Annotated in this window: 14 protein-coding genes and 1 riboswitch; of the genes, 1 reads left to right on the top strand and 13 read right to left on the bottom strand. The window is 29.2% G+C overall.

What is annotated here, in order from left to right; genetic code table 11:
- Nucleotides 1-39: 39 nt before the first annotated feature.
- Nucleotides 40-1836: an urease accessory protein UreH domain-containing protein gene (locus CNEONATNEC86_RS14170; protein WP_159136269.1), complete on the top strand. Its 1797-nt coding sequence runs from the start codon at nt 40-42 to the stop codon at nt 1834-1836.
- A 264-nt stretch (nt 1837-2100) separates the two neighbouring features.
- Here CNEONATNEC86_RS14170 and CNEONATNEC86_RS14175 read toward each other — a convergent pair whose 3' ends face one another.
- The 13 genes from CNEONATNEC86_RS14175 to CNEONATNEC86_RS21325 all read right to left on the bottom strand — a co-directional run bounded on the left by CNEONATNEC86_RS14175 (nt 2101) and on the right by CNEONATNEC86_RS21325 (nt 20704).
- Nucleotides 2101-3483 carry an amino acid permease gene (locus tag CNEONATNEC86_RS14175; protein WP_159136270.1) on the bottom strand — a complete coding sequence of 461 codons (1383 nt, stop codon included), beginning with the start codon at nt 3481-3483 and terminating at the stop codon, nt 2101-2103.
- Nucleotides 3484-3591: 108 nt separating this feature from the next.
- Nucleotides 3592-3681: riboswitch (glycine riboswitch) on the bottom strand.
- Between the two features lie 237 nt (nt 3682-3918).
- Nucleotides 3919-5031, bottom strand: a complete 1113-nt coding sequence (locus tag CNEONATNEC86_RS14180; RefSeq protein ID WP_159136271.1) for a 5-methyltetrahydropteroyltriglutamate--homocysteine S-methyltransferase — start codon at nt 5029-5031, stop codon at nt 3919-3921.
- 186 nt (nt 5032-5217) lie between these two features.
- Nucleotides 5218-6126 (bottom strand): LysR family transcriptional regulator, encoded by a 909-nt coding sequence (locus CNEONATNEC86_RS14185; protein ID WP_159136272.1) that lies wholly within the window; start codon nt 6124-6126, stop codon nt 5218-5220.
- Nucleotides 6127-6452: 326 nt separating this feature from the next.
- Nucleotides 6453-7862 carry an MATE family efflux transporter gene (locus CNEONATNEC86_RS14190; RefSeq protein ID WP_058295847.1) on the bottom strand — a complete coding sequence of 470 codons (1410 nt, stop codon included), beginning with the start codon at nt 7860-7862 and terminating at the stop codon, nt 6453-6455.
- 568 nt (nt 7863-8430) lie between these two features.
- Complete coding sequence (locus CNEONATNEC86_RS14195) at nt 8431-10560, bottom strand: glycoside hydrolase family 3 C-terminal domain-containing protein (RefSeq protein WP_159136273.1); 2130 nt, start codon at nt 10558-10560, stop codon at nt 8431-8433.
- Between the two features lie 27 nt (nt 10561-10587).
- Nucleotides 10588-11913, bottom strand: coding sequence for a glycoside hydrolase family 30 protein (locus CNEONATNEC86_RS14200; protein ID WP_159136274.1), 1326 nt, complete (start codon nt 11911-11913; stop codon nt 10588-10590).
- Nucleotides 11910-13472, bottom strand: a complete 1563-nt coding sequence (locus CNEONATNEC86_RS14205) for a response regulator transcription factor (protein ID WP_159136275.1) — start codon at nt 13470-13472, stop codon at nt 11910-11912. Before CNEONATNEC86_RS14205 ends, CNEONATNEC86_RS14200 begins: the two co-directional genes overlap by 4 nt.
- Nucleotides 13472-15241: a sensor histidine kinase gene (locus CNEONATNEC86_RS14210; protein WP_159136276.1), complete on the bottom strand. Its 1770-nt coding sequence runs from the start codon at nt 15239-15241 to the stop codon at nt 13472-13474. The genes CNEONATNEC86_RS14205 and CNEONATNEC86_RS14210 overlap by 1 nt, the downstream gene beginning before the upstream one ends.
- Nucleotides 15242-15301: 60 nt before the next feature.
- Nucleotides 15302-16144, bottom strand: a complete 843-nt coding sequence (locus tag CNEONATNEC86_RS14215; RefSeq protein WP_159136277.1) for a carbohydrate ABC transporter permease — start codon at nt 16142-16144, stop codon at nt 15302-15304.
- A 5-nt stretch (nt 16145-16149) separates the two neighbouring features.
- Nucleotides 16150-17049 (bottom strand): carbohydrate ABC transporter permease, encoded by a 900-nt coding sequence (locus CNEONATNEC86_RS14220; RefSeq protein WP_159136278.1) that lies wholly within the window; start codon nt 17047-17049, stop codon nt 16150-16152.
- A 131-nt stretch (nt 17050-17180) separates the two neighbouring features.
- Nucleotides 17181-18494, bottom strand: coding sequence for an extracellular solute-binding protein (locus CNEONATNEC86_RS14225; RefSeq protein WP_159136279.1), 1314 nt, complete (start codon nt 18492-18494; stop codon nt 17181-17183).
- Between the two features lie 986 nt (nt 18495-19480).
- A complete protein-coding gene (locus CNEONATNEC86_RS14230; RefSeq protein ID WP_159136280.1) occupies nt 19481-20251 on the bottom strand; it encodes a YdcF family protein in 771 nt (256 codons plus the stop codon).
- 312 nt (nt 20252-20563) lie between these two features.
- On the bottom strand, nt 20564-20704 hold the full coding sequence (locus CNEONATNEC86_RS21325; RefSeq protein WP_172437817.1) for a hypothetical protein: 141 nt from the start codon (nt 20702-20704) through the stop codon (nt 20564-20566).
- Nucleotides 20705-21111 lie beyond the last annotated feature (407 nt).

Here is a 21111-nt window from a genome sequence, read left to right on the forward strand (position 1 = left end):
TATTTTGAAATAAAATAAAGTAATTTGATGGAGGCAAATATGAAGATCAAAAGAGAGATTATTAAGGTTTATGACATGACATGTACTTCATGTGAAGGCAAAGTAGAGAGTGCATTAAAGAAAGTTAATGGAGTTGTAAATGTAATTGCTAGCTATAGTGCTCAGCAAGTAACTGTTGAATATGATAGTGTGATTTGCAATATTGAACAATTAAAAGAAGCTATTAAGAAAGCTGGTTATAGTACAAAAAATTCAAATAATATTAAATTCGCAGGCTTTTTTGTTGTGGTTGCTGCTATTTTACTAATTGGTAATTCTACTGCGGGATTTGATATGAGCTCTGCTCTAAATAATGCATCTTATATGGTATTATTTATTGTTGGTATGCTTACATCAATTCATTGTGTTGGTATGTGTGGCGGTATAATGCTTACACAAAGTATTTTAAAAGAAGAAAAAAGTAAGTTTCAGACTTTAATGCCTGCAATTTTATATAATGCAGGAAGAGTAACTTCTTATACAATTATTGGTGCTATTGTAGGTGCTTTAGGTTCTGTCCTATCATTATCACTTAATGTGAAAGCAGGGCTTCAAATATTTGCAGGAGTATTTATGGTTATAATGGGATTAAACATGGCAGGATTCTCTATTTTTAGAAAGCTTAATATTAAGTTACCCTGGTCTTCATGTTCTACAAAAAAGAAACCTAAAACTCCTTTCTTAGTTGGAATGTTAAATGGATTAATGCCTTGTGGCCCTTTGCAAACAATGCAGCTTTATGCATTAGGTACTGGTAGTGCAATGAATGGAGCATTATCAATGTTTGTATTTTCTTTAGGAACAGTTCCTTTAATGTTAGGCTTTGGGGCTATATCTGGATTTTTAAGCAAAGGTTATACAAAACAATTATTAAAGTTTAGTGGATTTTTAGTAATAATACTTGGATTAATAATGGGAAATAGAGGCCTTGCACTTGCAGGTTTTGGCCTTCCTAATATAAGAACATTAGCACAAGGTACTTCAGCAAATGCATCTCAAACTAATATAGCTAAACCAACTATTGAAAATGGAGTTCAAATAATAAATATGACAGCAGATAATAATGGGTATACACCTAATGTATTTTATGTACAAAAAGGAATGCCTGTTAAGTGGATAATAACAGGAAGTAAGTTAAATTCCTGTAATAATGCTGTGGTAATACCATCTTTAAATATACAGAAAACTCTAAATTCTGGTGAAAACATAATTGAATTTACTCCAGAAGATAAAGATATAAATTTCAGTTGTTGGATGGGAATGATAAGAGGAGTTATTAAGGTTACTGATAATCTTGATTCTGTGGATACATCTAAGGCAGATCCATCATTGCCACAACCAAGTAGTGGAATGAGTTGCTGCACAGGTAATACAGTAACTGATGCTGAGCAAACTCCAAGTATATATGGTGATGATTTAAGTAAGGTTTCAACTGATAGATTGATTAAAAAGGCTAATATTTCTGGAGATACACAGAGTTTAAATATTAAGGGAACCGGTTATGAATTTGAACCACTTGTAGTAGTATTAGAAAAAGGCATAAAAACAAACCTTTCATTAGATCTTGATTCATATGATAATCCAGATAGCACTTTCACCTTATATGATGGAGAAACTGGTGATGTTGTAACTACATTTACAGGTAAGAAAGGTATTATAGACGTAGATTTTAATATAGATAAAAGTGGATCATATGTAGTAGTCAATAACAATATAGCTGCAATTGGAATCGAAGTAACAGATTCTTTGGAAAATGTAAATTTAGAAGATGTTCGTAAAAATTTTTTAGATAATTAAATTCATTAATTTTTACTGGTATATTCGTATATTCTATATTAACATATTATTCCAGTTAAAATTTAATAACAAAATTGCCAAGGCGACTATGATATAATCACCTATAAAACATAAATCCAATAGAATAAAAAAAGGCTCTAGCATTTTTACCATATTAATATTAGATGATAAAAATGCTAGAGTTCACTAATGAATTTAAAAATAATTTATTAAATTTTCCGGATTTCCTAAGTACGCTAAAGTAATATATCTATAATTTGAATTCTATACTAAATCTCCTTTGACAGCTTCCTCATTTTTCGTCTTTAATTTAAGTATATTATAAATCCCCCCAAGCATTATAAACCATACTGGTGTTACAAATAAAGCCACACGAGTTTCTTTATTAAGTGCTAATATACCTATAACAAAAATTAAAAATGCTAAAATTATATAATTAGCAATTGGGTACAGTGGCATTTTGAATTTGCTCCTAGATGCAAGTTCAGGATTAGTTTTGCGATATCTTAAATGACAAATAACTATAATTGTCCAAATAAAGATAAAGCAGAATGTTGATATGCTTGTAATTAGCACAAATACCCCTTCTGGCATAATATAATTCAGAATAACTGAAATAAAAATCACAGCTGCAGAGAATATTATAGCATTAGAAGGTACTTGATTAGGTGTTAATTTTTTCATTGACTCAGGTGCATTATTTTCTTTAGCAAGAGAATAAACCATACGGCTTGTACTGAAAATACCACTATTACAAGCAGATGCAGCTGATGTTAGTACAACGAAATTTACAATACTTGCTGCTGCTGTAATTCCTACTGCGCTAAATACCTGTACAAATGGACTTTTATCTGGATTAATTGAATTCCATGGGTATATACTCATAATAACAATAAGCGCCCCAATATAGAAAATAATAATTCTAATTGGAATATTATTAATGGCTTTTGGAATAACATGTTCTGGATTTTCAGTTTCACCAGCTGTTAATCCAACTAATTCAATTCCAGTAAAAGCAAATACAACCATTTGAAATGAAAGTACAAAACCTTTTATTCCATTTGGGAGCCAACCACCATTATTCCAAAGGTTTGTAAAGCTAGATGTACCAGCATCTGTAGAGAATCCTTTTATTATCATAAATGTACCAATTATAATTAATGCTAAAATTGCAACAATTTTAATTAATGCAAACCAGAATTCCATTTCTCCAAACAACTTCACTGTTGTAAGATTCATAATTAGTAAAACTATAAGAACTATAAGGCTTGGAACCCACTGAGCTATATTGGGAAACCAGTATTGTATATAAAGTCCAGCAGCAGTTAAGTCAGCCATGGCAAGTGAAATCCAGCAGAACCAATATGTCCATCCAGTAATAAATGCTGATCCGTTTCCTAAATAATCATGTACAAAATCTACAAATGAATGATAGTTTAAGTTAGAAAGTAATAGTTCTCCAAGGGCGCGCATAATAAAAAAACAAACTGTTCCTGTTATGGCATACGCAAATAAAATAGATGGGCCAGCCAAGCTAATAGACCTGCCTGATCCAAGGAATAAGCCTGTACCAATTGCACCTCCAATTGCAAGTAATTGAACATGACGATTTTTAAGGCCTCTAGACAAGTTTTCATTTTCTGACATATTATTCTCCGCCTTTCAAAATTATGAATATTTATTAGTTGGAGATACAAATTATGAATAGATAAGGTCTAAATAAAGTAATTAAATATAAATTACTTTTTAATATATGTTAACTACCCTGTCCTTTTACCTGAGAGTTTCGCTATACAGCTTTCTCCTTCGGTGCTCATTATAAAGAGTCTCTCCAAGGATTCATCCAATAGCGGTCATCTCTAATATGTTATTAGGTACCTGAAAGATTTACTTCTTCGGTGTATAGCCATAGCCATAACTCTCCCGCTATCTTCATCTGAATTATTAAATTTCTTATTATATACTAATACTTTTTTGTAAAATTTACAAGTTTTTTATTTTAATTTAGAAAAACATTTTTCATAAAAATAGCAGACTATATTTCAAGTCCGCTTAAATAATATTCTTTTTAAATCAATAATTTTATTTCCATACCTCTTTTGCAACTTCCTGAACCAGTTTCAATTTTGCCCATTGTTCTTCTTCTGTAAGTTTATTACCTTCTTCCGTAGATGCAAATCCACACTGAGGACTTAAACATAAGCGTTCCAATGGAATGTATTTTGAAGCTTCTTTGATACGTTTAATTATATCATCGTTATTCTCAAGTACAGGAGATTTTGTTGTAATGAGTCCTAATACAACTTTCTTATCTTTACCTACATATTTAAGTGATTCAAAATCACCAGAACGTTCATCATCAAATTCCAAATAAAAGGCCTGTACATTTTCTTTTGCAAAGAGATCTTTTGCTACACTGTCATAACCTCCCTGGCACGCCCATGTAGAATGAAAATTTCCTCTACATATATGAGTGTTAATTACAAGGTCTTCTGGCTTACCTTCAATAGCAAGATTATTGATTCTTATTAATTTTTCAATATTATCTTGAAGGCCATCTTCATCAGTACCAAAAATTAAGCAAGCATTAGGATCAACGCATACTCCCCATGTACAATCATCAAACTGGATGTTCCTGCATCCTGCTGCATATAAGTCTTTAATAACTTTTTTGTATCCATCTGCAATATCTAAAATCAACTCTTCTTCGTTTGGATAAATGGCTTTTGTTTTTTCCAAATTTTCAGGGATAATCATCTGAAATAAAAACTGTGCTGGTGCAGGAATTGTCTGTCTAGCAACAGTATTATCATCTTCAAATTGTTTTACAAATTTAAAATGTTCAACAAAAGGATGACTGTTAACAAATACTTTTCCAATAAGGAATGTGTCATCAATTAATGCTGCCTCTCCATCAAACGGAATTCCATCCTTTGTCTTCTCATGTCCAACACCATTAAATGCCCACATAAAATCAAGATGCCATGAACTCCTCCTAAACTCTCCATCTGTTATAACTCTAAGTCCAGCTGCTTTCTGTTTTGTAATTAAATCTGTAATTGCTACATTTTCAACTTTTTTTAGCTCTTCTGCTGTAATTTTTCCATTTGCATATTCACTTCTTGCCTTCTTTAAATAATCAGGTCTTAAAAAACTTCCTACAATATCATATTTAAACGGTGCATTGTTATTCATAATTATTCCTCCTATAAAAATTGTTAATCTAATTTTAAAAACAATCTTTTATCAAAAATTTTTATTGAAGTAATCATATCATATAAATTTAATTATAGTGTAACTCCAAAAAACTATTACTTGTTATAGTTTTATACTATAGCTGAAATATGTAAATCTTGTTTTTAAAAGCACTAGAAATAAATCTTATATAAATTCTGAAATAATTTCATTTAATGCATCAATGTAAATATTCGCAAGTTTGCTAAGCTTAATACTTTTATGTGAAATCCAACCAACTATTATTTCTTCATTGACATCTAGAGGTACAGCAATAATATCATTTCCATTTAAATCAGAACTTAGAACTCCCGTTGATATAGTGTACCCATTTAATCCAATTAATAGATTAAAAAGAGTTGCTCTATCACTAACTTTTATGTTTTTTTTATGAGAAAGAGTACTTAGTATTTCTTCAGAAAAATGAAATGAATTATATTCTCCCTGCTCAAAACATAAATATGGATAATCCTTCAAATCTTCAATAGTTACTACTTTTTGCTTTGAAAGAGGGTTATTTATACTAATAAATACATGTGGTTTTGCCACAAATAACTTTGTAAACTTTAAGTTGTTTTCCTTAAAGAGTTTATTAAGAATTTTTGAGTTAAACTCATTTAAATATAAAACTCCTATTTCACTTCGAAGATTTTTTACATCGTCAATAATTTCATAGGTTTTCGTTTCTCTTAGACTAAATTCATATTCGTTATTTCCATATTCTTTTATTAAGTTAACGAAAGCATTGACAGAAAAGGCATAATGCTGAGTTGATACAGAAAAATGTTGTGCTGAAGGCTTTGTATTAAAATATCGTTTTTCTAACAGTTCTGTTTGCTCAACTACTTGTCGTGCATAACCTAAAAATTCTGCTCCATCAACTGAAACACTAATTCCTCTGTTTGTACGCTGAAAAATACTTATATTTAGTTCAGTTTCAAGTTCTCTAATTGCATTAGAAAGACTTGGCTGAGTAATAAAAAGCTTTCTAGCAGCAATATTAATTGATCCACATTTTGCAATTTCAATTGCATATTTTAATTGCTGTAATGTCATTTTATCACCACCTTAAAAATAAAAAAATCGCCAAGGCGACTATGATATAGTCTTCTATAAAAATACAAATCCAATAGAATACAATAGCTTTTATAAAACGTAATCCTTTAAGCCGTCGATTTTTTTCAGCGCACTCTGGATTTTCTGAGCTTGCCGAAGAAAAGACCAGGCGCATATAATTTATTTTTTATTCTTTAGGAACTATGCATTTAGTTTATTGCAATATTTTTAAAAATGAATTATCCACAGATTATCCATGAATATAATTTCCTAAAGAATAAAAAAGTCCTTCTAACTGATATGCTAGAAGGTATCAATTTTACAAGTTATATTTCTATATTCTCTTTTACAACCTCTCCTTCTAACATTTGTTCTTCATGTATTGTTATATCAATCTCTTTCTTTAAATCCTTTAATACAGCACCATATGCTGGTATCAAAAATGCATCTGCACATATCCATGCAACTGGACTAGCAAAACATACTGCTATATATCCAAATATAGGAACTAAAACAAATCCACACACTGTTCTTGCTATCATCTCACATACTCCAGCAAGTATTGCAAACATTGAATATCCCATTCCCTGAATAGTAAAACGTACTACATTTACAAAACATAATGGAATATAAAAAGTTGCTGTCATTATTAAATATTTAATTACTTGTGAAAGTATTTGTGCTTCACTACTATCTATAAATATTAATGCTATGCTCTTTCCAAAGAAAATTGATACAATAAGAGCTATTATTGAATATGCTGATCCTATAATTATACTGCTCTTTATTCCTTGACTTATACGCTCTAACTTTCTAGCCCCAACATTTTGTCCAGCATATACCGCCATTGTTGAACCAAGTGCATCAAATGGACAACATAAAAATGCAGATATTTTAGACCCAGCAGCAACTGAAGCTACCACATCTGAACCAAGATTATTTACTGATGTCTGTAGTATTACACTACCTATAGCTGTAATAGAATATTGTAATCCCATTGGTATTCCCATATAACATAACTTTTTAATACATCTTACATCAATTTTTAATTCATCTTTTTCAAATTTAAGAATTTCATATTTTTTTCTCATAAATATTAAGCAACATACTCCTGATATTCCCTGTGATATAACCGTAGCCAAAGCTGATCCTTCTACTCCCATATGCACAAATATTATTAAATATAAGCCCAAAATAACATTAATCACTGAAGATATAATTAAAAAAATAAGTGGTGTCTTACTATCTCCAAGTGAACGAATAATACCTGCTAACAAATTATAAAGAAATGTTACTGGTATTCCTAAAAATATTACAAATATATAATCATATGCACCATCAATAATATTTTCTGGTGTCCTCATCAAAACTAAAATATCTCTGCAAAATACACATACTATAACTGTCATTATAGCTGAAATTATAATTGATAACCATGCACTATTAGCTACATATTTACGTAAAAGTTTATAATCAGATGCTCCAAATTTTTGTGCTACTGGTATTGCAAATCCATTACAAATCCCCATGCAAAATCCAATTATCATAAAATTTATTGAACTTGTTGACCCTACTGCCGCTAAAGAATCAACGCCCAAATATTTCCCTACTATAATTGTATCTGCCATACTATAAAACTGTTGAAATAGCATTCCAAACAATAATGGAATTGAAAATCCCAAAATAATTTTAAATGGATTACCTGTAGTCATATCTTTTGTTTCATTCTTTGCCATAGCCTTTATCCTCTTTCTAAAGCTAATATATTTAAAATATTATATTGCTCTTTTATACTCGTAAAATTTCTTCCTTATTATAGCTTAAGATTTGTTGTTCTTTCAATGACTTATAAGAAAATTATTTCATTTTAATGTATTTTTGTAATTTTTCATAAATAATGTTTAATAACTCTAAAATTAACAATCCCAAGGCTAAAAATTCATTAAAATTAGTTTTGAAATTTTGTGATTTATTAAGTGAATATAATACCATTTAAGAACTTAATAATGTTACTTACTAATTTTCATTAAAAAGGGTAAGTAAATTCCCGTATATTGTGTTGGATTTAGAGCTTTAAAATATTTAAAATACTTCTTTTAATTTTGGTTCTTCATAACTTATCCTAAATCACCTCTATCAATTTTTCATCAAGAGAACATTTAGTTTTTCTTGACATTAAAATACCCCTTTATAGAAACAGTTTTATTATTTTAACTGTCTACTATAAAGGGAGCATATTAAAATTAGATTTTTGTGGGGTTCATGGTGGAAGTAAGGCATAACCTTTGAAATCCACCATAAATTTTATATTAATTTTATTGTAGTTTCTAAAGGTTGTACACCAGTGAGTTGTACACTTCTTTTATCTGGTTGAGATATACCAATAAACAATTTAAAGTTTTTGCTATCAAGTATTCTTTCTCCCTCATCATTTACTACTTCAAAGGATGATTTTTTAACCTTCATAGTTACAACTTTACTTTCTCCTTTCTTTAGTTCAACGCGTTTAAATCCTGCTAAGCTATAATTTAGAACTGCATATTTAGAATCGAGATCTTTAATATAGCATTGTACTACTTCTTCGATATCAAACTCTCCTGTATTTGTGATTTTTATGCTTACATCTACATCTTCGAATTCATCCTTAATATTTGATACATTTAACTCTGATAATTCTACAGTAGAATAAGTTAATCCATATCCAAATGGATATAAGCTTTCTCCTGTAATATAACGATATGTTCTACCCTTCATTGAATAATCAGTAAATTCCGGTATATAATTAAGATCCTTATAAAAAGTTACAGGTAATTTACCGCTTGGTGAGCATTTTCCAAATAATAAATCAGCTACAGCTCTACCACCACGACTTCCTGGATACCATGCATCTAATATAGCAGCACATTTTTCTTCTGCTCCATTAAATGTTAATGCACTTCCTGTACCAATTACTAATATAACTGGTGTTCCAGTTTCAATTATTTTTTCTAGTAGTTCTTGTTGCTTTCTTGGTAAATTTAAGTTTGGTTTATCACCAGCCCCTTCACTATTACCTGCATCACCTTGCTCTCCTTCAATAGTAGAATCTAAGCCTAAGCAAAGAATTGCAACATCTGATCTTTCTGCTATTGAAATTGCTTCTGCTAATCTGTCATCTTGTTCTGCTAATTCTTCAACTCTATCTTTATATAAATGACACCCTTCTGAATAATATACCCTCACATCATCCTGAACAGCTTCATGTATTCCATCTAATACAGTAATATATCTAGATGCAGTTCCTGAATAATTACCCTTAAGCATTATTTTACTATCAGCATTAGGTCCAATCACTGCAATTGCTTTTAGTTTTTCTTTATTTAAAGGCAATATTCCATTGTTTCTTAATAGTACCATTGATTTTCTTGCTGCTTTTAAAGATAATTCATTATGCTTTTTACAATCATTTAATTCATAAGGTATTTTGTTATATTCACATTCTTCATCAAACATTCCAAGCCTTATTCTTGTTGCCATTAATCTTTCTGCTGCTGTTGTTATATCCTCTTCTGTAACCAATCCTTCTTTATATGCTAGTAATATCTGAAGATATATATTTCCACAATTTAAATCACATCCATTTTTAATGGCTAATGCTGCTGATTCAGTGGCAGTACTTGTTACATTGTGATGTAAATGAAAATCTGCAATTGCCCAGCAGTCTGATACTACATGTCCTTTAAAATTCCACTTACCTCTTAATATATCTTTTAATAAAGTTTTACTACCGCAGCAAGGTTCCCCATTTGTACGATTATAAGCTCCCATTACTGCTTCAACATCACCTTCCTTTACACAAGCTTCAAAGGCTGGCAGATAAGTTTCATACAAATCCTTTTTACCTACAATTGCATTGAATTCATGTCTTAATCCTTCTGGTCCACTATGAACAGCAAAGTGCTTAGCACAGGCAGCTATTTTTAAATATTTTCTTTTTCCCTGCAATCCTTTTACAAAAGCTACACCTAATCTAGATGTTAAATATGGATCTTCTCCATAAGTTTCATGTCCTCGACCCCATCTAGGATCTCTAAAAATATTAACATTTGGTGACCAAAAAGTTATCCCTTTATAAATATCTCTATCATCTTTTTTACTACTTTCATTGTATTTTGCACGTCCTTCTGTTGAAATAACTTCTGCAATCTCATGCAATAGCTCATCATCAAACATAGCAGCTAGTCCAATTGCTTGTGGAAATACTGTTGCTGTACCTGCTCTTGCCACTCCATGCAAGCCTTCATTCCACCAATTATATCTAGGAATCCCCAATCTTTTTATAGAGGCTGATTTATAAGTTAGCTGCTCTGCTCTTTCTTGTAAAGTCATCTTTCCTACTATTTCCTTTGCTTTTTCTAAAGCATATTCATGAGTAATTCTTTTCTCTTCCGCCATTTTTCACATCTCCTAAAAATAAATTTATTAAAGTATCAAAGTATTAAATGAATGTGGTTTTACAGTAAAATTGTAATTTATTTCATTAAGATTAAAAGTTATTTCTTGATCTTCATCAAATGGATTTAATAATTCTAATACTATACTTCCATCTGGGTTCTCAAATGCTAAAGCATTTCCAGCAAAATCTCCCTTTAATCCCTTCATTACTGCTCCTGGTCTTATATATTTTGAGAAATGCCTCATTAGATAATATTCTGGATTATAGTAAATGCTATTGTCTTTTGTTATTGTAATAAGAGAGTTTTGTTTCCATCCCCATGTGCTTATTCCACCTTCTTCAAGGACCATATTCCAATATACATATGCACATGCACCATTCATTAGGTATGTCCACATCAAATTAAATACGTATTCAGCATACTCCCAGCTATTTTTTCCTTCCCCGCACTCATTTTCTGTTTGTATTATTTTAATTTCTGGATAAGCTATTTTAGTTTGCAATAAAGCATGTTTTCCTCCCCATTGATAACCAACTCCGCTTACATACTTTCTTGCATTTTTATCACTTAATATCATATTCGCAAAATTATTATATTGCCCAAACTGCCAATTATCATCACCATAATCATCATAAGGTGAATTTAATGTTCCAAGCCATATTTCTGTATCCATATTACTTTCTTCAAATAATGGTCCAATGTAATCTTTTATAAAATCGCGAATCTTTTTCCCTGACCATACACAAGATGGAAACTTCTGATCTGCTATTGGCTCATTTTGTATGTGTACTTGATTAATTATAATATCTTCCTTTTCATACTCCTTAACAAATTTTTTAAAATAAAGAGCATAGGCCTTTAAGTTTTTTTCTTCCCAAATTAAGGTTCCAAAGTTATAGACTTCAGGGAACTTCATCCATGTAGGAGGGCTCCAAGGCGAAGCAAATAAAGTAAGCTTTTCACTATATTTTTCTGCCTCCTTAATATAAGGAATCAGGCATTCTTTATCTCTTTCTATACTAAAATTCTTCATTTCATAATCGCCTTTAGTTTCATTTAAACTATACCAGCTTGCTGCATAATCATTAGCTCCAATTGGTAATCTACAATAAGTGAAATTACATTCTTGTTTATCAAATAGATTCTTTAGTACCTCTTCTTTTTTATCTTTAGACACTTTATTTAAACCTATATATCCAAGCTCGTTGAAACATCCTCCAAATCCCTCAATAGTTTGATATGACTCTCCATTTAACTCTAATGTATGATATGATTTTTCATCATTTATCTTAACATTTCCATTTATAAAGCTTTTATTTTTAGTTGTCGAAATTAAAACTGCTTGCTTCATTTTACCATTCCTCCATTTTCTCTAAATTCTGTTGGTGACATTCCAGTTTGTTTTTTAAATGCCAATGAAAAATAATTTGTATCTTTATATCCTACTAAGGCCGCTATTTTGCCCGTTTTCATACTAGTTGTTTCTAATAATAATTTTGCTTTTTCTATTCTTTTCCTTATTATATAGCTATTACAGCCTTCACCTGCACTGTTCTTAAATAGCTTTGAAAAATACGTTGGAGTTAAATAAAGCATTTCTGCAATACTATAAACTGAAATTTCTTCATTTAAATGTTCTTTAATATATGCTTTTGCTTTTCCGATAATCTCATAGCTTTCCCTAATATCTGCTTTAAGAATTTGCATTATAAAATCTCTAGTAATTTTTATTGCATCATCACAATTACAATTTTTCAGGGAAATTATTAATGAATCTATTTTATTATCTCCTGCTTCTCCCTTCTCAATCATGTAAGAAAAATATACTCCACTTCCAACATCAAAGCATGTTTTTTTTACTAATGAAGCTGATACGTTATAAAACTCTATAGCGTCAACATAAGCTTCGTACGCCATAATAACGTTTTCTAAATTATCAATATTATCCATCATAGTTCTTCTTAAATTTTGTACTTTTTCACTAAATAATAGTAAACGCTTCTCCATAGGTTCTTTTGTAATAATTCCATCATATATATTTTTATTATTGAGTAAAGAATAAGCATCATTATATGAAATATTAATTTTATTAAAGCCTTTTACAATGCTTCCCATAACTATTTTAGGATTAATATCATACTCGTTTTTTAAATAATTAATTAAATACTTTATTCTATCTGTAACATCTTCAAATTCTTCTCTTACAAATGTTGCAATTACAATATTTTTATTTTTATCTTCAAATGTAATACCTTCTTTTTTTGAATCAAATAATTCAATACACGTATTCTTTATATATAGATTTAATAATTCAAAATGTTGTTTCCATGATAAATTATCATCTATAACTGGACATACTAATGCAATTTGCAATACTTCTTCCTTATCAATAGAATAATCAACTAATACTTTTTCAATTTCCTCTGCCTTCATTGATTCATGAATCATATTTTGCATAATCTGTTCAAGCTTTAATTGTTCGGTTAATCCCTGTATTCTGCTATTTATCTTCTGCCTATGACTTATAATTTTCTCATTTTCTAAATCTTTTACTAGCCTTCCAATAGTATTTTCAAGTTCTATTTCATCTACTGGCTTTAAAAGATAATCATCAACTTGCATTTTGCAACATTTTTGAGCGTATTCAAAATTATCATATCCTGTCAATACAATAATTTTTAGTCTTGGATTTAAGAAATTAATTTTCTCAACTAAAGATAATCCATCCATCTCAGTCATGCATATATCTGTAATCAAAATATCAATAGTTTCATCTTCCATAATCTTTAGCGCTCCAATACCTGAAGATGCAATTTTAACTGTATCTATTTTGAGCTTTTCCCAAGGAATTACATTGCATATTCCTTTTCGAATCATCTCTTCGTCATCTACAACCATAGCTTTATACATTAATCCCTCTCCCCTTTAGGTAATAAAATATCTACTGTAGTTCCATCATGATCATTTTTCCTGTAGAATAACCCATACCCACTGCCAAACAGCATTTCTATTCTTTTATGAACATTTCTTAATCCATATCCTGCTTTTTCATCAAATACTGATATAGAATTATTAATCTCATCAATTTGCTCCTGCTTCATTCCAACACCATTATCAGCAACTGATATAATTATCTTATTGTGATTTTCTTTTGCAGTAATTATTATTTTTCCCTTATAACCATCCTTAACTCTTATTCCATGATAAATTGAATTCTCAATTAAAGGCTGTAATGTAAGCTTAGGTATCAATACGTTTTCAAAACTTTTATCTATATTTATTTCACATTTTGCTATATCACTATACCTCATATTCTGAATAATTAAGTAATTTTCTATATTCTCTAATTCTTGTATAAGAGGTATTATATCTTTACCCTTACTTAAGCACAAACGATAGTAATTCGCTAATGCCTTAACCATCTGTGATACTTCTTTATTTCCATCTGATAAAGCCTGCCAGTGAATACATTCTAATGTATTATATAAAAAATGTGGTTTTATTTGAGATTGTAATTTATTTAGTTCAATTTGTTTAATCTCAGATTGTTCCTTTTTTATTCTATACATAAGTATATTGATTTCCTCAATCATAATATTAAACCCACTTGCCAGCTGCTTAAAATCTTTTCCCTGATACTTGTACTCCATCCGTGCCTCAAAATTTCCTGTAGAGACTTCCTTCATTTTCTTTACAAGAGTATCCATTGGCTTATATAAGTTTTTACTAAATTTATAAAATCCTATACTTATTATTACACCAGTTACTATTATCCACAGTATTATAAAAGATATAACTGTCCTAGTATCTTTAAGAAGAGATTCTCTAGGTATTTCTCCTACAATGTACCAATCTAAGTTATTAAGTTTCTCATAAATAACTACTTTATTATCAATTTTCTCTTTTCCACTTTTTTGTTTCAATATTTGTGCATAAGAACTTCTTATTCCTATTAAATCTTTATCTTCATTAGATATAATAGTTCCAGTCTTATCAGTCAAATAAGTTTGTACTTTTAATTCGCTACCCAAATTTGTATAAAACTCTTTAATGTGCTTTTCTCCGATTCCAATAACTAAAAAGCCTGTATATTTATTGAAAATATATTTATCACTTATAGGCTGATAAATATTTAAAACATATTCATCTGGATAAAATACTTTTTTATCCATACTAATTTTACAATTAATAAATTTAGTAGATATAGAATTTTCATAATCTTTTAGTATTTCATCTCTAAAATCACTGTTTGTCCATGTCTCTCCAACATATACTAATTCTGGCCCATTGAATTTAACTAGTGCAATATAATCAATATAATTATTTGAATCTAAAATATATCTTATTGAGGAATACGCCTCACTTGTATCCTTGTTATAATTTTTTGAAGTTTCTTTGTTATTCATTAAAAACTCTTTTGCGCGGCTGTCTGAAGATATCATGCTTGATATTTCAACAAAATTTTTTAATGTTGAATCTAAATTATCATTTATAGTCTCAAACTGTCCTTCCATAAGTCCGCTAGATTTTTCAGTGATTTGTTTTCCTGCTAACTGATATACTGCTAGAACTATAAAAATATTTGTAATTAAAATAGAGAGAATAAAAAAGATCGTAACCTTTTGATTAAATTTCATTTTACACAATTTATCTTTAAATTTTATTAATATCTTATACATATCTTTATCCACCACTATTCTTCTCTATATTAATTTTTTTAAGTTAAAACAATGCTTATTCTAGCCTTTAACAGCACCTGCCATCATACCTTTAATTAATTTATCTTGTCCAAAAATAAATGCTATAATCATTGGCAGCATTGAAATAGTAAGAACTGCCATAATCATTGGAACATTCATTGTATATTGTCCTTGATATTCCCAAATAGCAAGTGGCAATGTTCTATTAGGTAAGGTTTGAGTTAAAACTAATGCAAAACTAAATTCATTCCATATAGCAACGCCATTATATATGGCTAAAGTTGCAAGGCCTGGCTTTACTAATGGAAGCATAAGGTTAAAGAAAATTTTATATTTATTACACCCATCTATTTCAGCTGCTTCTTCTAATTCCCTGGGGATAGCATGCATAAATGTAACTAATATAAATACTGAAATTGGCAGATTAAAAGCTACATATGGGCCTATTAATGCCCAAGGTGTATCATACAATCCCATATTAGTTGTCATTAAAAATATTGGAAGCAACGTTACATGAACTGGCACTGACATACACGCTACTATTATACCATATATTGGTTTGTTCAATTTGAATTTAAATCTAGATAATGGATAAGATGCACATGCACTTAAGAATAATAAAATTACCAATGAAACAATAAGTACTAATATGCTATTTTTGAAGTAAATGAATATGTTACCTTTAAATACATCTATAAAATTCTTTAAATATAAACTTTTAGGTAAATCAAATACACTTCCCATAAGCATTTCAAATTGTTGCTTAAATCCTGCAAGTAACATAAATATAAAAGGAACTATTGTAATTAAAAGCCATGCTATTGCTAATATTGCAATTATAGTTTTGGTAGATATTTTTTTTATCGAGAAATTCTCCTTCATAACAATCACTCTTCCTTTCTATTTAATGCTTTAATTGTAATCAATGATATTATTGTTATAATAATAAACATTCCTGAAGCAATTGCAGAACCATATCCCATTCTTTGAGATAAAAATGCATTTTTATACATATAAGTTGCCATGAGTTCAGATGCATTGCCTGGTCCTCCACCTGTCATAACATATATAAGATCAAAATATTTTAATGATCCAACCATAGATAATACAATTGCACTTTTAATGGCTGGTTTCATTAGTGGAAGTGCTATCTTCCAAAAATATTGACTTTTTTTAGCTCCATCGATAATTGCTGCTTCATACAAATCTGCTGGTATATTGCTATAGCCTGCTAAGAAATACACCATATAAAAAGGTATAAACTGCCAGCATATTGCTACTGTAATAGTTAATAATGCTGTCTTAGGATTTCCTAATAAATCTATTGAGTTTCCACCAAATAACTTTGATATTCCAGATATTATACCTGAATTTGCATCTAATGCATACTTGAATAAATATCCAATTGCAACAGATGACATTAACATTGGTATAAACCAAATTACTTTAAATATATTCAACTTTTTCCCACCAAAGTCTAAGAATGTTGCAAGAGCAATACCAATTGGTAATTGAACAATTATAGATAAAACCATAATAATATTATTATTTAAAAATGCTTTTCTAAAAACTACATCAGTCATAAGTTCTTTCCAGTTATTTAAACCCACAAACACCTTATTTGATGCAAATCCATTCCAATCATAGCAACTTAAATTGAAAGAATATACAATTGGATATGCTATATATATTATTAGGAATAAAAATGCTGGCACAAGAAATATAATTGCTGCATTTCTTGTTGACGCGGCACGCCTTTTAGCTAAACTATTAGTTTGTAATTGCACTTTTTCTCTCTCCTTCATATAATTATTGAGCTGTTGCAAAACTAAGTCATATAATTAGCTTCAGAAATTAATTATATTTATTATAAAAGCTTTATTTTGTAACAGCTTTAATTTTTTAATTATTGCTATAGTTATTTGTTTTTAGCTTTATATGCATCCATAGCAGCCTGTAATTCCTTATCTGCATCTTGTGGTGTCTTAGTTAAGCCAAATATTTCCTGGCAAGTTGATTTGTGTACTTCTGCAACTTCTGCTGGTAAGTATTGATCATACCACAATTGAACTCCACTTGCTTTATTAACTGTATCCAGTATTTTTTGTGTTAATTCATCATCTGGTTTAAAATCTTTAAGTGGAATAATTTTACCTAATTTCTTACGTTCTTGAAGTGCTTGATCGTCTAATAAACTTTGGATTAATTTAAAGGCTCCCTCTTTGTCTTTACATGTTTCTGAAATTGAATATAAATTATCTCCAACAGTTCCTGCACAAAGTGATTGGTCTTCTTTTGAACTATCTAAGGCTGGAAATGGGAAGAAACCTAATTTACTCATAAAATCTGGATTTTCACCGAGTACTGTACCTGTAAACCATGATCCCATTAAATCCATTGCAGCATCACCTTTATATAATGCTTGTCTAGCTTGACCACTATCATCATCCATTCCATTAAATCCATCCATAAAATATCCTTTTTTAACCCAATCTTGAATCTTGTTTCCGGCGAATTCAAATGCTGGGTTTTCAAATGAGCCTTCTCCTGATGCTGCATTGGCAAATGCATCAAGACCACCAAAACGAGTTGCTAAATACATATAATACATAGATCCTGTCCATTTTGTAGCATTAGCTAGAGCAAAAGGTGCTACTCCATTTTCTTTTAACTTATCACATGCAGCTTCTAATTCAGAAATAGTTTTGGGTTCTTCTACTCCATATTTAGCAAAAACATCTTTATTATAGAAAAAACCTGCAACGGATACGTTTTCAACCGGAACAGCATAAATCTTGCCATTGTATGAGCATTGATTAATTCCAGCATCTATAAATTTATCTTTATAGTTGTCTTTGTTCATAAGATCCGTAAGATCAGCAATCTTATTTGAATTAACATAATCAATTAACCCTGATCCTCCCCATTGAATAAACACATCTGGCGTTTGATTTGCACTCATCGCCATGGCTAATTTTTGCTTATAAGAATCATTAACCTGATCAACAACTTCTACTTCATACTCAGGATTCGCTTCCATAAACCTTTTTACAGAAGCCTTAATTGCATCTGCTGCTGTTGCTGTTTGAATATGCCATAATGTCAATTTTGTCTTTCCAGATGCACTTGAACTTTGTGATGAATCACCACTTCCTCCACATCCAGCTAGTAGCGTTGAAGCCATAGCTACAAACATTAGAACTGATGCTATTTTTTTTAAATTTTTATTCATTATATTCCCCTCCATTAATTTATTTTATTATCATGCTTAAATGGTATCATCTATCCATAAGAAAAAATATTGAATAATTTATCTTTTATCTATAATTTTATATGTTTTTGTAAACATTTACTAAAACCATTGTACAAATATATAATCTCCTACTAAATAAGAAATCCCACAATAATATCTTATAAAATTAAATAATCAAAAATAGTAAACGAGCTGTCAATTCAATCCTTTATTATAGGATGCATTAACAACTCTTTTTTGTACATTTTATTAATTTTTGTCGTGTTCTCTATACAATATCAATACTAAAATATAAGCATTAATGGGGTGAGTTCATGAATAACTATGTCTTAATAACTGCAGCTTCTGAAGGAAAATAATTATTGTGATTTGTATTATCTTTCATTTATTTATGTTAAAAATAATTTAATATAAACTTAATTAAACAGTTAGTATATATAACTATTTTAGTGATATATATTTTACTATAATAAAACCGCAGATATACTTCACATTAGTGATTTATACACTTAAGTTTTTTACTTTATAAAATTCATATCTTTTTTCTTACATCTTATTAGGCATATCTAACAAAACTCATATCCAATGGATATGAGTTTTGTTAATTTAATTTATTAAGATAAAACACAGCCTTTGAAATTCAAATTATTATTAATAAATAATAACTTAAAAATTGAATTATTCTTAAATGTCAAAAATATAATTGCTGTTCTCAATTAACATTAGAAATTTATACTATATACTATTATTATATAAAATTTTAAGAATTGCTTCTGTTGCCCATCACTATCATTATCAAGAGTTTATATGCTCAATTTTATAGAAACAATTTTATTATTTTAACTGTTTGCTATAAATTGAGCATATTATTTCATAATTAAATCCTTATAATACTTCCACCACAAACTTGGATGACCTAATCAATATCCAATATCATTTTCTGAATTTAATACATGTAGCTGGTTTTAAGCTCTAACCAAATTCCTATATTCACCTTTTAAGTATTCAAAAGCATCTAACACATCTTTTGGTACCTCAACATGTGCAATATATCCTCTTCCATTTGGTCCATATCCACTTTCATTATCATTCAATCGTGGTATTTCACCCATAAGCAGTGAAATATATCTTTCAATATCCCACATTCCTAATATATTATTTTTCTCAAATGTCAACTTATCTTCTTTAACTATAACTTTAGTCTTATATGAAGCATAGTTTATTATATTAATATTGGAATCATACTTTCTAAATCCTGCTTCCATTCTATGCTGCATAGTTGCATCTTGAATAATAATGATATTTTTAGCCTCAATATTTTTCTCATTCAACAAACGCAATGCATATGTTACATTATTACCACAATTAGTAGATTCCCTTTCTATATAATAATCTTTTATATTATATTTTGAATTCATATACTGACCCATTATATCTGCTTCCATCTTATTTTCTGTCTCAATTTCCGGGCATTCTTCTTTTACTTTTTTTCTTAAACTTTCAGTAGTATGACCTTCTCCTCCAACAATCATAAGCTTTTTAGCTACGCCATTTAACATAGCTTTTCCAGCTACTTTACAGCCTTCTAGTATGCTTCCACCAAATAATATTAATGAATCAGCATGTTCTATATTATATTTCTTTATTAATTCTTCTCTAGTTAATTCTTGTACATCCCTTTTTCCACAAAAATCTGCTAATATATTGATCTTTTCTGCTACAACTTGTAGGCTCATGTATTTATCTCCCTTCTTGTATATATAATAATTTACATTGAATTCTATCACATTTCTACACCAGCCAAATGATTTCTTTCTGCTTCTTTTAATATTCCATTGCCATCATTATCTCTATCTATATAAATAAGAATATATCCTTTCTTCATTTCTCCTGTTGATATACTTACTGAATCAATATATCCCCATATGATTAAACTAACATTTTTAGCTAAAGATATTGTTGAAACAGAATATACATTTAATAAAACATGATCTGCAACCTTCTTTTCTGAAGATCGTAATGTATTATAATAAGATTTATTTCTATTCTTAATTTTTAGTTAATCTATTCAATTCATCTATAGCAGCTACAAGTTCAGATTCATACTCTTCATATAAATCTCCTTCATCTTCTCCAAGCTGTTCTTCATAAAATCTTATCAAAGACTGAAGTTCATCTATTCTACTCATATTATTCTCCTTTTGTTATATTTTAATTTTTTTATAATACTTTAAGCGTAATATCTATACCAATTTTTTACACAATCAATTTTATATTGTTGTATAAAACAAAACAGTAATAAATTAACCATAAAAAAAATTCCTATATTTTTTCATATAATATGTGAATCAATTATTTTTTCTCCACAATTTCGCCTATATGGAGTTAAAATAACCATTCTTATTTATATTTTAACTCTTAATTCGCATATAATATATATAAATATTATATTCTAGTTTATTAATTTCTCAGAATAAAAATCCGCGAAAAATATAGCTGATTTTTATTCTGTTCATTACTATTTCTCTAGAAATGATTTTTTTTATTTTTTCTACTCCACACCATGAAAAGGCTCAATAAATAAGCAAATTCTTAA

The sequence above is a fragment of the Clostridium neonatale genome, assembly GCF_900465025.1.
Classification (GTDB): domain Bacteria; phylum Bacillota; class Clostridia; order Clostridiales; family Clostridiaceae; genus Clostridium; species Clostridium neonatale.

Bases quoted from the DNA above. Each gene is read 5' to 3' on its own strand.
- CNEONATNEC86_RS14190 (WP_058295847.1), bottom strand. From the start codon at position 7,862: ATGGCAAAGAATGAAACAAAAGATATGACTACAGGTAATCCATTTAAA.
- CNEONATNEC86_RS14200 (WP_159136274.1), bottom strand. From the start codon at position 11,913: ATGAAGCAAGCAGTTTTAATTTCGACAACTAAAAATAAAAGCTTTATA.
- CNEONATNEC86_RS14180 (WP_159136271.1), bottom strand. From the start codon at position 5,031: ATGAATAACAATGCACCGTTTAAATATGATATTGTAGGAAGTTTTTTA.
- CNEONATNEC86_RS14225 (WP_159136279.1), bottom strand. From the start codon at position 18,494: ATGAATAAAAATTTAAAAAAAATAGCATCAGTTCTAATGTTTGTAGCT.
- CNEONATNEC86_RS14195 (WP_159136273.1), bottom strand. From the start codon at position 10,560: ATGGCGGAAGAGAAAAGAATTACTCATGAATATGCTTTAGAAAAAGCA.
- CNEONATNEC86_RS14205 (WP_159136275.1), bottom strand. From the start codon at position 13,472: ATGTATAAAGCTATGGTTGTAGATGACGAAGAGATGATTCGAAAAGGA.
- CNEONATNEC86_RS21325 (WP_172437817.1), bottom strand. From the start codon at position 20,704: ATGAGTAGAATAGATGAACTTCAGTCTTTGATAAGATTTTATGAAGAA.
- CNEONATNEC86_RS14210 (WP_159136276.1), bottom strand. From the start codon at position 15,241: ATGTATAAGATATTAATAAAATTTAAAGATAAATTGTGTAAAATGAAA.
- CNEONATNEC86_RS14175 (WP_159136270.1), bottom strand. From the start codon at position 3,483: ATGTCAGAAAATGAAAACTTGTCTAGAGGCCTTAAAAATCGTCATGTT.
- CNEONATNEC86_RS14215 (WP_159136277.1), bottom strand. From the start codon at position 16,144: ATGAAGGAGAATTTCTCGATAAAAAAAATATCTACCAAAACTATAATT.
- CNEONATNEC86_RS14230 (WP_159136280.1), bottom strand. From the start codon at position 20,251: ATGAGCCTACAAGTTGTAGCAGAAAAGATCAATATATTAGCAGATTTT.
- CNEONATNEC86_RS14170 (WP_159136269.1), top strand. From the start codon at position 40: ATGAAGATCAAAAGAGAGATTATTAAGGTTTATGACATGACATGTACT.
- CNEONATNEC86_RS14185 (WP_159136272.1), bottom strand. From the start codon at position 6,126: ATGACATTACAGCAATTAAAATATGCAATTGAAATTGCAAAATGTGGA.